The organism is Erwinia plantamica, from assembly GCF_043420595.1.
GTDB classification, from domain to species: domain Bacteria; phylum Pseudomonadota; class Gammaproteobacteria; order Enterobacterales; family Enterobacteriaceae; genus Erwinia; species Erwinia aeris.
Map to the genome: position 1 here is coordinate 17,804 of NZ_JBGCUC010000021.1, position 12,329 is coordinate 30,132.

A 12,329-nucleotide genomic window follows, 5' to 3' on the forward strand; every position below is an offset into this window, starting at 1 on the left:
CGGGGTAGTGACGGCGCTTTATACCTTACGGCTGATAAAGCCGCTTGAAGTTGCCTGGCCGTTCGGGCCATAAAACTTCTGGGTCTGATAGGGCTTTAATACCTCAATCGCCTTTTCCGTAAAGGTGATTTGATGGTTAAGCAACATCCCGTTATGCAAATTAGTATCGCGCAGTTTTACCGTCTGCTCCTGTAGCGCAGCCCAGCGACGAGCCATTTCCGGCTGACCGCTGTAGGGCGCGTGGAAGCCCGCTTCTTTCTCCGCATCGCGGCGCAGCTGCTCAAGGAAATTGAGCGTGGCCAGCAGCGAACTTTTATCTTCCGTAATACGTTGCAGCAGGCTGCTGTTGATCTGACCGCTCGAGAGCTGTTGTTGCTCTGCCGCCATTACGTCAGACAGACTTTTCAGGACTTCCAGCATTTTATCGAGCGCGTTCAACAGTTTAGTCATTTACCTGATTAACCTTTTAAAGAGTCTTTGGCTAGCTGGATCAGGGCGTCGGCGATTTTGCCGGTGTCCATTTTCAGTTCGCCGTTACGGATGGCGGTCTTCAGCTGCTCAACGCGCGCGGTATTAATATCCTGCGAGCTGGATTTGGTCAGCTGTGACTGTGCGCCGCTCAGTACCACCTGGGTACCTGATTCGGTTGTTTTTGTCTCTACCTTCTGCGCCTTCGGCGTAGCCATTTCAGGAAGATCGCGAGGCTGCACGGTACTGGCCGGCTTCATAGGTTGAGTTCTGTCAATGCTCATAATCTGGCTCCAGTTTGCTCAGGCAAATAGCGGCCTGAATTGCTCAAGTGTATTACGTCTGTTATTTACACTATCGGCAGAGATGAAGCCATCTTTAACGCTTTACAACGATATAAGAATATTCCCATCGGAGCCGACTTTCCCGCTCACAATCTGCCCTGAATTCATGCGTACTCTGACCGGCTGCGCCGCCGTGGCGTTGTTCATGGCGCGGCCCTCGCTGGCGACGTTAAAACCGTCTCCGCTGGCGATAACATTGACGTTGTCGCCGGCCTTCACGCGCCACGGCTGGCGCACCATCATCATCGTCAGCGGCTGGCCGGGCACGATGTCCCGCAGCGCGACAGCGTCGGCCACGTCGGCCATATTGATCACCGCACGCGCCGGCAGCGTATCCAGACGGCCATGCACCACTTTTAAATCGTCCGCGGTCAGCGCGGTACCGCGCACGACCTGGCGAGCCGCCACCAGATAATCGCCTTCAACCTGCACCTGTACCTGTAGATAGCGCCGGTTCTGGCCACAGTTGGCGGCCACGCTCATGTTGCCCCACATCCGGCTATTGCCCGGTAAGGAAAATTGCGGTGCATCACAGGCGGGCCACTGCCCCTGCGGCGTTTTCACTACCACGCTCAGGGTATCGGCACCCTGGCCGGTTTCCCCATAGCGGGCTTTAAAAAATTGATTGAGCTGGGCCGTCAGGTCGGCGGCGCTGGCGCTAACCGTTGCCAGACTCAGACTCATCAGGAAGAGAGTCAACACACGCATATTTTTCATCCTCGCTGCAACATGGCGACGATTCTACGCACGGGGCCGCAAAGTCAAGGCGCAAATTAACGACGCTTTTTAGCGCTATTCTGCCGATCGGATTAATCCTAACCCGCTTATTCTCTCCCCACTGAATTTTCAATTGCGGAGGAAACATGCTCGACAAACTCGACGCAGCCCTACGGTTTAACACTGAAGCACTTAACCTGCGTGCACAGAGGCAGGAAATCCTGGCATCCAATATCGCTAACGCGGACACGCCAGGCTATCAGGCGCGCGATATCGATTTCGCCAGCCAGCTGAGCAAAGTGATGGAGCAGGGGCGAGCGCAGGGAACGGGCATGTCGCTGGCGGTCACCTCGTCACGCCATATTGCTGCGCAGTCTTCTGCACCGGCATCAATGGATCTGATGTACCGCGTGCCGTCCCAGCCCTCGCTGGATGGCAACACGGTGGATATGGACCGCGAACGTACCGAATTTGCCGATAATAGCCTGAAGTATCAAACGGATCTGACTCTTATCAGCGGCCAGATCAAAGGCATGATGTCCGTATTACAGGGGCAATAATAAATGGCTTTACTGAACATTTTTAATATCGCCGGATCGGCAATGGCTGCCCAGTCGCAGCGTCTGAACGTCAGCGCCAGTAACCTGGCCAACGCCGACAGCGTAACCGGGCCGGACGGTCAGCCTTACGTGGCGAAGCAGGTGGTTTTCCAGACCGATGCGGCGCCAGGCGCAGCGACCGGCGGCGTACGCGTCGCGCAGGTAGTGGACGATCCTACGCCAGCGAAGCTGGTTTACGAACCGGGCAACCCAATGGCCGACGCGAAAGGTTACGTCAAGATGCCAAACGTGGACGTGGTCGGGGAAACGGTTAACACCATGTCGGCGTCGCGCAGTTACCAGGCCAACGTTGAAGTGCTGAACACCGTTAAACAAATGATGATGAAAACCCTGACGATGGGTCAATAAGGAACAGACAGATGGGCATTACCGTTGGCGTTAATGAGTCACTTGACAACACAGCTATTACTTCTTCGTCGTCGACTACCGATAAAACGGCAGCCGACCTGCAAAGTAACTTCCTGACCCTGCTGGTCACGCAGTTAAAAAACCAGGATCCGACGAACCCAATGGATAACGGCCAGCTGACTACACAGCTGGCACAGATCAATACCCTGAGCGGCATTGAAAAACTGAACACCACGCTGGGATCGATTTCCGGCCAGATCAACAGCGGACAGTCTTTGCAGGCTTCCACCCTGATCGGCAAAGGCGTGATGGTTAACGGCTCGCAGGTGCTGGTCGGCAGCGGTCAGACCACGCCGTTTGGCGTTAGCCTGGAACAGGCTTCAACGGCGACCACCGCCACCATTACCGATCCTTCTGGCAAGGTAGTGCAAACCATTAACCTGGGTGCGCTCAGCGCCGGCGTCCACACCTTCTCCTGGGATGGTTCGTCAGCAGACGGCACCACCGCAGGCGACGGCAAATATAACGTGGCCATCAGCGCCAGCAACGCTACCGGACAGCTGGTCGCGCAGCCGCTGAATTATGCATTAGTCAATGGGGTTACTAACGACACCAGCGGTGCCGTTCTCGACCTCGGCACGATGGGTAAGACCACCATCGCGAATGTTCGTCAGATTATTTAACTTAACCCCGATTCAGGAATACACACATGGCATTTTCTCAGGCAGTCAGCGGTTTAAACGCAGCATCCAGCAACCTGGACGTTATCGGCAACAACATCGCCAACTCCGCAACGGTGGGTTTTAAATCCGCTACCGTTTCCTTCGCTGATATGTTCGCCGATTCTAAAGTCGGTCTGGGCGTAAAAGTAGCTGCGGTAACCCAGGACTTTAACGACGGTACGACCACTTCTACCAGCCGTGGCCTGGACGTGGCAATCAGCCAGGCCGGCTTCTTCCGTATGGCTGACGCCAGCGGCGCGGTTTACTACAGCCGTAACGGCCAGTTCACGCTGGACGCTAACCGTAACATCGTTAACGCCAACGGCCTGCAGCTGACCGGTTATCCGGCAACCGGCACGCCGCCAACCGTGCAGACCGGTGCTAACCCGGTTGCGCTGAGCGTACCAACCACGGCGATGGCGGCGAAATCCACCAGCGCAGCGGCACTGGTAGCTAACCTGAACTCAACCGACAGCGTGCCGACGACCACGCCGCTGGATATTAACAATACCAGCTCTTACAACAGCAAAGCGTCAATGACCACCTATGACTCGCTGGGTAACGAGCACAACCTGAACCTGTACTTCACCAAAACGGCTGACAACGCCTGGACGGTGAACGTGAAGGACGGCAGCTCGGCGAACCCAACCGCTGACGTGGGCACGTTCAACATGACTTTTGATACCAGCGGCCAGATGACATCCACCGCGACGCAGGCGATTACGCTGGCGGGCCTGAACGGTTCTGCTGCCACTAACTTCACGCTGAACATGGCGGGCAGCCAGCAGCAGAACACCGGCACCAGCACCTTCGGCAACCCAACGCAGGATGGTTACAAGCCGGGCGAACTGACCAGCTACCAGATCAACAACGACGGCACGGTAGTAGGTAACTACTCCAACGAGAAAACCCAGACCCTGGGTCAGATCGCCCTGGCTAACTTTGCTAACCCGGAAGGCCTGAAGTCTGAAGGCAACAACGTGTGGTCAGCAACGGCTTCTTCTGGTCAGGCGCTGGTTGGCCTGGCGGGCACCGGTAACCTGGGTACGCTGACCGCAGGCGCGCTGGAGTCTTCCAACGTCGACCTGAGTAAAGAACTGGTCAACATGATTGTGGCACAGCGTAACTATCAGTCTAACGCCCAGACCATTAAAACACAGGACCAGATCCTCAACACCCTGGTCAACCTGCGTTAATTCGGCTAACAGGGGAGTCAAATGGATCACGCGATATATACCGCAATGGGGGCTGCCAGTCAGACCCTCCAACAGCAGGCAGTCACGGCGAACAACCTGGCCAACGCCTCCACGCCTGGCTTCCGTGCGCAGCTGAACGCGCTGCGCGCCGTGCCGGTGCAGGGCGAGTCACTGCCGACACGTACGCTGGTGACGGCTTCGACGCCGGGCTCAGATATGACCCCGGGCGCGATGGACTACACGGGACGTTCGCTGGACGTCGCCGTTCGTCAGGATGGCTGGCTGGCCGTGCAGGCTCAGGATGGCGCTGAGGCCTACACCCGCAACGGCAACATGGAGCTGAACCCGGCCGGACAGCTCACCATCCAGGGCAAACTGGTGATGGGCGACGGCGGACCGATTGCCGTACCGCAAGGCTCGGAAATCACCATTGCCGCTGACGGTACGATTACCGCGCTGAACCCTGGCGATCCGCCGAACGCCACTGTCCAGCTGGGACGTCTGAAGCTGGTAAAAGCCACCAGCTCGGAAGTCACTCGCGGCGACGACGGCCTGTTCCGTCCGACCGGCGCAGCGCAAACCCTGCAGGCCGATGCGACCATTCAGGTGATGCCTGGCGTACTGGAGGGCAGCAACGTCAGCTCCAGCCAGACCATGGTCGATATGATCGCCAACGCACGCCGCTTTGAGATGCAAATGAAAGTCATCTCCAGCGTCGATGAAAACGAACAACGCGCTAACCAGCTGCTGTCAATGAGCTAAGAGCAGAGGAACTAACATGATTAACTCTTTATGGATTGCCAAAACCGGTCTTGATGCTCAGCAGACCAATATGGACGTTATCTCGAACAACCTGGCGAACGTCAGCACCAACGGCTTTAAACGCCAGCGTGCCGTGTTTGAAGATCTGATGTATCAGACCATTCGTCAGCCTGGCGCGCAGTCTTCTGAACAGACTTCTCTGCCTTCCGGGATGCAGCTGGGTACCGGTACTCGTCCGGTAGCGACCGAGCGTCTGCACACTCAGGGCAACCTGAACAAAACCGACTCATCGAAAGATGTGGCGATCAGCGGGCAGGGTTATTTCCAGGTACAAATGCCGGACGGCACGCTGGCCTATACCCGTGACGGCTCTTTCCAGACTGACCAGAACGGCCAGCTGGTGACCAACGCCGGTTTCCCGGTGCAGCCGGCGATCACTATCCCGGCCAACGCCCTGAACATGACTATCGGCCGTGACGGCGTGGTCAGCGTGACGGTGCAGGGTCAGACCCAGCCTACGCAGGTCGGCCAGCTGACGCTGAGCACCTTTATTAACGATGCTGGCCTGGAAAGCAAAGGTGAAAACCTGTACCAGGAAACGCAGTCATCGGGCGCACCGACCGACAGCACGCCGGGCAACAACGGCGCGGGCCTGCTCTATCAGGGCTACGTTGAAACCTCCAACGTAAACGTTGCCGAGGAGCTGGTCAGCATGATCCAGACTCAGCGCGCCTATGAGATCAACAGTAAGGCAATCAGCACGTCCGATCAGATGCTGGCCAAACTGACTCAGCTGTAAGTAAGACCGTGCCGGGTTCGCCCGGCGCTTAATAAAAGTTTTCTCTAATGATTAAAGGTTAATTCCATGGCGAAGCAAATTTCAGTGCCTGGACGCTTGTTAGTAGCCTTAGCGCTTCTGACGCTTAACGGTTGTGCTTTAGTTCCACGTCAGCCCCTGGTTGAAGGTTCGACAACGGCCCAGCCGCTGGCCGCTTCGCCGCCTGTGGTTAACGGCTCCATTTTTCAGGGCGTGATGCCGATGAACTACGGCTACCAGCCGCTGTTCGAGGATCGTCGTCCACGTAATATCGGCGATACGCTGACCATTACCCTGCAGGAAAACGTCAGTGCGAGCAAAAGCTCCACGGCCTCCGCAGGACGTGACGGTAGCGCATCCCTTGGTCTGACGGCGCTGCCTTCCGCGCTGACCGGCCTGCTGGGCGGCGAAAAAACCAATATCGACGCCAACGGCAAGAGCGACTTTGCAGGTAAAGGCGGCGCAACGGCGAACAACACCTTTATCGGCGTCATCACCGTGACCGTGAATCAGGTGCTGCCGAACGGCAACCTGAAAGTGGTTGGTGAGAAACAGATTGAGATTAACCAGGGTACGGAATTTATCCGCTTCTCGGGCGTGGTTAACCCACGCACCATCAGCGGCAGCAACAGCGTAGTTTCGACCCAGGTGGCGGATGCCCGCATTGAGTACGTCGGCAACGGCTATATCAATGAGGCACAGACGATGGGCTGGCTGCAACGGTTCTTCCTGAACCTGTCACCATTCTAAGAGGTTAAAATGCGTAAGATTATTCGATTCACCCTGCTGCTGCTGACTGCGGTCAGCGCTTTTGCCCACGCCGATCGCATTCGCGATTTGACCACGGTTGGCGGCGTGCGCGACAACTCCCTGATCGGTTACGGTCTGGTTGTCGGGCTGGATGGATCCGGTGACCAGACTACCCAGACGCCGTTTACCACGCAAAGTCTGAACAACATGCTGTCGCAGCTGGGCATTACCGTGCCCAGCGGCACCAACATGCAGCTGAAAAACGTCGCGGCGGTGATGGTCACCGGCAAGCTGCCTGCCTTTGGCCGTCAGGGCCAGGTGATTGACGTGGTGGTTTCTTCTATGGGTAACGCCAAAAGCCTGCGCGGCGGCACGCTGCTGATGACCCCGCTGAAAGGTGTGGATAACCAGGTTTATGCGCTGGCGCAGGGCAACATCCTGGTGGGCGGCGCGGGCGCTTCTGCCGGCGGCAGCAGCGTCACCGTTAACCAGGTGAACGGCGGCCGTATTACCGGCGGCGCGACCATCGAGCGTGAGTTACCGAACAGCTTCGGCGCGTCTAACGTGATCAATCTGTTCCTGAATGAAGAAGACTTCAGCATGGCGCAGCGTATTGCTGACGCGATTAACGGTCGCTACGGCTCTGCTCAGGCGCTGGATGGCCGTACCGTGCAGGTGCAGGTTTCCGCTAACGGCACCTCTCAGGTTCGCCTGCTGGCTGATATCCAGAACATCGATGTTTCCGTGCCGATTCAGGATGCAAAAGTGATTATCAACTCGCGCACCGGCTCGGTGGTAATGAATCGCGAAGTGATGCTCAGCTCCTGCGCTATCGCTCAGGGCAACCTGTCGGTCACGGTTAACCAGCAGCAGAACGTCAGCCAGCCGAACACGCCGTTCGCAGGCGGCCAGACCACGGTCACGCCGCAAACGCAGATCGACCTGCGCCAGAGCGGCGGCGCGCTGCAAAGCGTAAACGCCAGTGCCAACCTGAACAGCGTTGTTCGTGCCCTGAACGCCTTAGGCGCCACGCCGATCGACCTGATGTCCATCCTGCAATCAATGCAGAGCGCGGGCTGTCTGCACGCCAAACTGGAAATTATCTGATGAGCAACGCCCAGTCTCTGATGGGAGCCGCCTACGACAGCGGCTCACTGAACAACCTGAAACGCCAGGCCAGCAACGACCCGAAAGCGCATGCGCGGGAAGTCGCCAAACAGGTAGAAGGGATGTTTGTGCAAATGATGTTGAAAAGTATGCGCCAGGCGCTGCCGCAGGATGGTCTGCTGAGCACCGAACAGACGCGTCTTTATACCTCAATGTACGATCAGCAGATTGGGCAGGAAATCGCCTCGAAAGGGCTTGGCCTGGCCGACATGATGGTCAAGCAGATGGAGCAGGCGCAGGCGCCCGATGAGAAAGCGGGCACCGTGCCGATGAGGCTGGATAAAGACTTTATCAACACGCTGCCGCCGCTGGCGATGGCGATGGAAACAGAGCAGGAGCGGATCGTCCGTCGCGCCGTGCCGCGCCTGCCTGCTTCGCCGGACAGGCCGCTCAGCGGCGACAGCGCTGACTTTATTGCCAAACTGTCGCAGCCGGCGAAAGAAGTCAGCGCCGGTACCGGTATTCCTCATCACCTGATCCTGGCGCAGGCCGCGCTGGAGTCTGGCTGGGGCCAGCGGCAGATCATGACCGCAGAAGGCAAGCCAAGCTTTAACCTTTTCGGCATTAAGGCGACGGGCAGCTGGCAGGGCAAAACCACCGAAATCACCACCACCGAATATGAACACGGCGAAGCGAAAAAGGTGAAAGCCAAATTCCGCGTTTATGACTCCTATTTCGATGCGCTGAGCGACTATGTGAAGCTGATTGCCAACAACCCGCGCTACCAGGCGGTGACCACGGCGGCAACGCCGGAGCAGGGCGCGCAGGCGCTTCAGGCGGCAGGCTACGCCACCGATCCGAAGTATGCGCAGAAGCTGGTGGGAATGATCCAACAATTCAAGAACATGGGCGAGAAAGTAGTGAAAGCCTATAGCCAGGATATCGGCGATTTGTTCTGATTTTCCGCTCAAGTTTGCCTTATTTTTGCCGATAACGTTTAAAAGCCGGTTCCGCATCAGCGCATGCCGGCAACCGATTGTAATGCCGGCCCGTGCTGGAGCAATAAGGAACCGACATGTCTAACTTAATTAACACCGCTATGACCGGTATCAACGCCGCTTCGGCCGCGCTGAGCACCACCAGTAACAACATCAGCAATTACAACGTTGCTGGCTATTCACGTCAGACTACGGTTCTTGCCCAGGCAAGCAGCACGCTGAACGGCACGCAGTATTATGGCAACGGCGTGGCGGTGGCCAGCGTCAACCGCGAATACGATGCCTTTATTACCAATCAGCTGCGCAGCGCCAGCACCCAGTCCAGCGCGCTGACCACGCAGTACAGCCAGCTGTCCAACATTGACGATATGTTTTCCAGCACCACCAATACGCTGTCGACCACCGTGCAGGATTTCTTCTCTTCGCTGCAAACGCTGGTCAGCAATGCCTCCGACTCGTCTTCGCGTCAGGCGGTATTGGGTAAGGCCGACGGTCTGGTTAACCAGTTCAGGGTTACGGATACTTATTTACGTAACGTAGACAGCAGCCTGAGCACCTCGATCACCTCCAGCGTCGATCAGATCAACGGCTACGCTAAGCAGATCGCCAATATCAACCAGCAGATCACCAAGCTGAAAGGCGCGGGCGCGGGCAACGAGCCTAACGATCTGATGGATCAGCGCGATCAGCTGGTCAGCGATCTGAACAAAATTGTCGGCGTAACCGTCAGCCAGCAGGACGGCGGCAGCTATAACATCAGCATCGGCAACGGTATTTCGCTGGTGCAGGGCGACAGCTACAGTAAGCTGGCTTCCGTTTCTGCCAGCAGCGATCCGAGCCGTAAAACTATCGCTATGGTGGATAATACCAGCGGTAAGGCGACGGAAATCCCGGAAAGCCTGGTGACCACCGGCTCGCTGGGCGGCCTGCTGGCTTTCCGCACCGATCTGGATAATACCCGTAACCAGCTTGGCCAGATGGCGATGGCGCTGGGCGACAGCTTCAATACCCAGCACAAAGCGGGCTATGACAGCAACGGCGACGCGGGCGAGGCCTTCTTTAACCTCGGCGGCCCGTCGGTGACGTCCAACACCAATAACAGCAAGACGGCTTCGCTTTCGGCAGCCTGGACCGATACCAGCGCGGTAAAAGCGTCTGATTATAAGGTGAGCTACGACACCAACGGCTGGAGCGTAAAGCGTCTTTCCGACAATGCCAGCGTGTCCGCGAACCCGTCTACGGACGCCAGCGGCAACACCACGCTGAACTTTGATGGCCTGCAGCTGACGGTGTCCGGTACGCCAACGGCGAAGGACAGCTTCCTGGTGAAGCCGGTTGCCAACGTTATCACCAATATGAGCGTCAATATCACCGACGAAGCTAAAGTCGCCGCTGGCGATGCCGATAATGGTGTGAGCAACAACAAAAATGCTCAGTCGCTGCTGGATTTGCAGACCAAAAAAGTGATTGGCGGCAGCAGCACGGTGACGCAGGGCTACGCCAGCATGGTTGCCTCTATCGGTAACAAAACCAGCAACCTGCAAACGACCAGCACCACGCAGGGCAACGTGGTGACGCAGCTGACCAATCAGCAGCAGTCCGTTTCCGGTGTGAACCTGGATGAAGAATACGGCAACCTGACGCGCTATCAGCAGTATTACACGGCCAATGCGCAGATTTTGCAGACCGCCACGACCATATTTAACGCGCTGATTGGCGCCGTAAGCTGATTCCTCAGAAGGATAAAATCATGCGTTTAAGCACCACAATGATTTATGACCAGCAAATGCGCGGCATTTCTGATTCGCAGGCCAGCTGGCTGAAGTCAGGCGAACAGTTATCGACCGGCAAACGCGTGGTCAGGCCCTCGGACGATCCGGTCGCGGCGGCCCAGGCCGTTGTGCTGTCTCAGGCTCAGGCCGAGACCAGCCAGTACAAAACGGCGCGTAACTTCGCCACCAGCAGCCTGTCGCAGGAAGCCACCAATCTGTCTCAGGTGACCAGCGTGATCACCCAGGCGCAAACGGCGGTAGTGGCGGCTTCAACCGGCACACTGTCGGACGAAGACCGCTCGACTTATGCAACCACGCTCACCAGCCTGCGCGATCAGCTGATGAACCTGGCGAACTCCACGGACGGTAACGGCCGCTATATTTTTGCCGGTTACAAGTCCGATACGGCGCCTTTCACTCAGGATGCCAGCGGCAACGTCGCCTACAGCGGCGGCGATACCGCCATCAGCCAGAAAGTGGATGCCAGCCGCACCATGACCACCAGCCACACCGGCAGCCAGGTCTTTACCTCGCTGACCAGCAATGCGGTGGCGGAGCCGGACGGCAGCGCCAGTGAAAGCAACATCTTCACCACGCTGAACACGGCGATTAACTCGCTGAAGCAGCCGCTGGCGAATGCGGACGGCGCGACCAAAGATGCGGCGGCAGCGGATATGGCTAAGGCCAACCGTGGCCTGCGTAACTCCATGAACAACGTGCTGAAAGTTCAGTCCGAAGTGGGTACGCAGCTGAGCGAGCTGGACAGCATTGAAGCGAAATCTGACGATACCGCGCTGAGCCAGGCGACCCAGATGAGTAATCTGGTAGATGCCGATTACACCAGCACGATTTCGTCTTACACCATGAAGCAGGCTGCGCTACAGGCGTCTTATAAAGTGTTCAGCTCCATGTCGCAGATGTCGCTGTTTAAAATGAATTCTTAGGTTTACCCATTTTGGACGCGCTTAAACCGGGTGCGTCCGTTTTTTCCCCGTCTTCAGATTAACCTCCTGACGACGGGTTTTTTTTGCCTGTTGTTTGCTTATTCCACCACCAGCGACGTGCCGGTAGTATAGAAATGTTTGCCGGCAATATAGTGCAGGCTGCGCCACTCATCGCCCGCTTCTTCAAAGTGCCAGTGACCTTCTCTGAACACCCGGCTGTCAGCCCACGCGCTTTTAATTTCCCCGATAAATAAATCATGATCCTGCTGATTTTGTTCAAGCGGGATAAGATGACAAAAAAGCCAGGCGGCACAGCCTGCCACCAGCGGCGGCGCAACTTCCGGCACGGAGAAAAGATCCACGCCCGATTTCAACAGTTTATCCTGCTCTTGATGGCGTGAATGGGTGCCCAGGTAATGCACAAGGTCGGCCTGCGCGGCGGTGGGAACCTGGATAACAAACTGACCGCTGGCTTCAATCAGGCGGCGGGTAAAAGCGCTTTTATCAAGCACCACCGTTAATTTTGCCGGTTTGAAATCCAGTCCGCACGCCCAGGCGGCGGACATCACGTTTTCGACGCCTTCATGTGTTGCCGACACCAGGATTGTTGGGCCGTGATTGATCAGCCGATAAGCTTTTTCGAGTTCAACAGGTTGAAAAAAAGCATCCATAAATAGCCTCCTTTGAAATGGATAAATAAAGCTAAGCGTGGCGGCGGGATATGACAATGCCGGATGGCATCCCTTCACCGGAGTAACGGCTTC

The 12,329-nt window shown here is 56.9% G+C and carries 15 protein-coding genes; 11 read left to right on the top strand and 4 right to left on the bottom strand.

Annotated elements, in window-relative coordinates:
* Positions 1–18: 18 nt before the first annotated feature.
* The 3 genes from flgN to flgA form a co-directional block, all read right to left on the bottom strand.
* Complete coding sequence (gene flgN, locus AB3U87_RS18930; RefSeq protein ID WP_125290792.1) at positions 19–450, bottom strand: flagellar export chaperone FlgN; 432 nt, start codon at positions 448–450, stop codon at positions 19–21.
* Between the two features lie 8 nt (positions 451–458).
* Positions 459–752 (bottom strand): flagellar biosynthesis anti-sigma factor FlgM, encoded by a 294-nt coding sequence (gene flgM / locus AB3U87_RS18935; RefSeq protein ID WP_394150098.1) that lies wholly within the window; start codon positions 750–752, stop codon positions 459–461.
* Between the two features lie 102 nt (positions 753–854).
* Positions 855–1,520, bottom strand: a complete 666-nt coding sequence (flgA, locus tag AB3U87_RS18940) for a flagellar basal body P-ring formation chaperone FlgA (RefSeq protein ID WP_253454608.1) — start codon at positions 1,518–1,520, stop codon at positions 855–857.
* 155 nt (positions 1,521–1,675) lie between these two features.
* On the opposite strand from flgA, the gene flgB reads away from it, so the two are divergent.
* The 11 genes from flgB to flgL all read left to right on the top strand — a co-directional run bounded on the left by flgB (position 1,676) and on the right by flgL (position 11,565).
* Complete coding sequence (flgB, locus tag AB3U87_RS18945; RefSeq protein WP_125290789.1) at positions 1,676–2,089, top strand: flagellar basal body rod protein FlgB; 414 nt, start codon at positions 1,676–1,678, stop codon at positions 2,087–2,089.
* 3 nt (positions 2,090–2,092) lie between these two features.
* Positions 2,093–2,497 carry a flagellar basal body rod protein FlgC gene (gene flgC / locus AB3U87_RS18950; protein ID WP_253454607.1) on the top strand — a complete coding sequence of 135 codons (405 nt, stop codon included), beginning with the start codon at positions 2,093–2,095 and terminating at the stop codon, positions 2,495–2,497.
* An 11-nt stretch (positions 2,498–2,508) separates the two neighbouring features.
* Positions 2,509–3,180, top strand: a complete 672-nt coding sequence (gene flgD / locus AB3U87_RS18955) for a flagellar hook assembly protein FlgD (RefSeq protein WP_253454606.1) — start codon at positions 2,509–2,511, stop codon at positions 3,178–3,180.
* Positions 3,181–3,206: 26 nt separating this feature from the next.
* Entirely contained in the window at positions 3,207–4,415 is a 1,209-nt protein-coding gene (gene flgE / locus AB3U87_RS18960; protein ID WP_253454605.1) for a flagellar hook protein FlgE, read from the top strand.
* Between the two features lie 21 nt (positions 4,416–4,436).
* On the top strand, positions 4,437–5,177 hold the full coding sequence (locus AB3U87_RS18965) for a flagellar basal body rod protein FlgF (RefSeq protein ID WP_253454604.1): 741 nt from the start codon (positions 4,437–4,439) through the stop codon (positions 5,175–5,177).
* A 16-nt stretch (positions 5,178–5,193) separates the two neighbouring features.
* Positions 5,194–5,976, top strand: a complete 783-nt coding sequence (gene flgG, locus AB3U87_RS18970; RefSeq protein WP_125290784.1) for a flagellar basal-body rod protein FlgG — start codon at positions 5,194–5,196, stop codon at positions 5,974–5,976.
* A 66-nt stretch (positions 5,977–6,042) separates the two neighbouring features.
* Complete coding sequence (locus tag AB3U87_RS18975; protein ID WP_253454603.1) at positions 6,043–6,744, top strand: flagellar basal body L-ring protein FlgH; 702 nt, start codon at positions 6,043–6,045, stop codon at positions 6,742–6,744.
* Positions 6,745–6,753: 9 nt separating this feature from the next.
* Positions 6,754–7,851, top strand: coding sequence for a flagellar basal body P-ring protein FlgI (locus AB3U87_RS18980; protein ID WP_301252711.1), 1,098 nt, complete (start codon positions 6,754–6,756; stop codon positions 7,849–7,851).
* Positions 7,851–8,810, top strand: coding sequence for a flagellar assembly peptidoglycan hydrolase FlgJ (gene flgJ / locus AB3U87_RS18985; protein ID WP_301252713.1), 960 nt, complete (start codon positions 7,851–7,853; stop codon positions 8,808–8,810). The genes AB3U87_RS18980 and flgJ overlap by 1 nt, the downstream gene beginning before the upstream one ends.
* 116 nt (positions 8,811–8,926) lie before the next feature.
* Complete coding sequence (gene flgK / locus AB3U87_RS18990) at positions 8,927–10,579, top strand: flagellar hook-associated protein FlgK (protein ID WP_253454601.1); 1,653 nt, start codon at positions 8,927–8,929, stop codon at positions 10,577–10,579.
* 20 nt (positions 10,580–10,599) lie between these two features.
* Positions 10,600–11,565 (top strand): flagellar hook-associated protein FlgL, encoded by a 966-nt coding sequence (flgL, locus tag AB3U87_RS18995; RefSeq protein ID WP_253454600.1) that lies wholly within the window; start codon positions 10,600–10,602, stop codon positions 11,563–11,565.
* A gap of 98 nt (positions 11,566–11,663) precedes the next feature.
* Here the strand turns inward: flgL and AB3U87_RS19000 are convergent, their stop codons facing one another.
* Positions 11,664–12,236 (bottom strand): flavin reductase family protein, encoded by a 573-nt coding sequence (locus AB3U87_RS19000; RefSeq protein ID WP_301252714.1) that lies wholly within the window; start codon positions 12,234–12,236, stop codon positions 11,664–11,666.
* Positions 12,237–12,329 lie beyond the last annotated feature (93 nt).

Coding starts and splice junctions, on each gene's coding strand:
- flgN (WP_125290792.1), bottom strand. CDS start 450: ATGACTAAACTGTTGAACGCGCTCGATAAAATGCTGGAAGTCCTGAAA.
- flgM (WP_394150098.1), bottom strand. CDS start 752: ATGAGCATTGACAGAACTCAACCTATGAAGCCGGCCAGTACCGTGCAG.
- flgA (WP_253454608.1), bottom strand. CDS start 1,520: ATGCGTGTGTTGACTCTCTTCCTGATGAGTCTGAGTCTGGCAACGGTT.
- flgB (WP_125290789.1), top strand. CDS start 1,676: ATGCTCGACAAACTCGACGCAGCCCTACGGTTTAACACTGAAGCACTT.
- flgC (WP_253454607.1), top strand. CDS start 2,093: ATGGCTTTACTGAACATTTTTAATATCGCCGGATCGGCAATGGCTGCC.
- flgD (WP_253454606.1), top strand. CDS start 2,509: ATGGGCATTACCGTTGGCGTTAATGAGTCACTTGACAACACAGCTATT.
- flgE (WP_253454605.1), top strand. CDS start 3,207: ATGGCATTTTCTCAGGCAGTCAGCGGTTTAAACGCAGCATCCAGCAAC.
- AB3U87_RS18965 (WP_253454604.1), top strand. CDS start 4,437: ATGGATCACGCGATATATACCGCAATGGGGGCTGCCAGTCAGACCCTC.
- flgG (WP_125290784.1), top strand. CDS start 5,194: ATGATTAACTCTTTATGGATTGCCAAAACCGGTCTTGATGCTCAGCAG.
- AB3U87_RS18975 (WP_253454603.1), top strand. CDS start 6,043: ATGGCGAAGCAAATTTCAGTGCCTGGACGCTTGTTAGTAGCCTTAGCG.
- AB3U87_RS18980 (WP_301252711.1), top strand. CDS start 6,754: ATGCGTAAGATTATTCGATTCACCCTGCTGCTGCTGACTGCGGTCAGC.
- flgJ (WP_301252713.1), top strand. CDS start 7,851: ATGAGCAACGCCCAGTCTCTGATGGGAGCCGCCTACGACAGCGGCTCA.
- flgK (WP_253454601.1), top strand. CDS start 8,927: ATGTCTAACTTAATTAACACCGCTATGACCGGTATCAACGCCGCTTCG.
- flgL (WP_253454600.1), top strand. CDS start 10,600: ATGCGTTTAAGCACCACAATGATTTATGACCAGCAAATGCGCGGCATT.
- AB3U87_RS19000 (WP_301252714.1), bottom strand. CDS start 12,236: ATGGATGCTTTTTTTCAACCTGTTGAACTCGAAAAAGCTTATCGGCTG.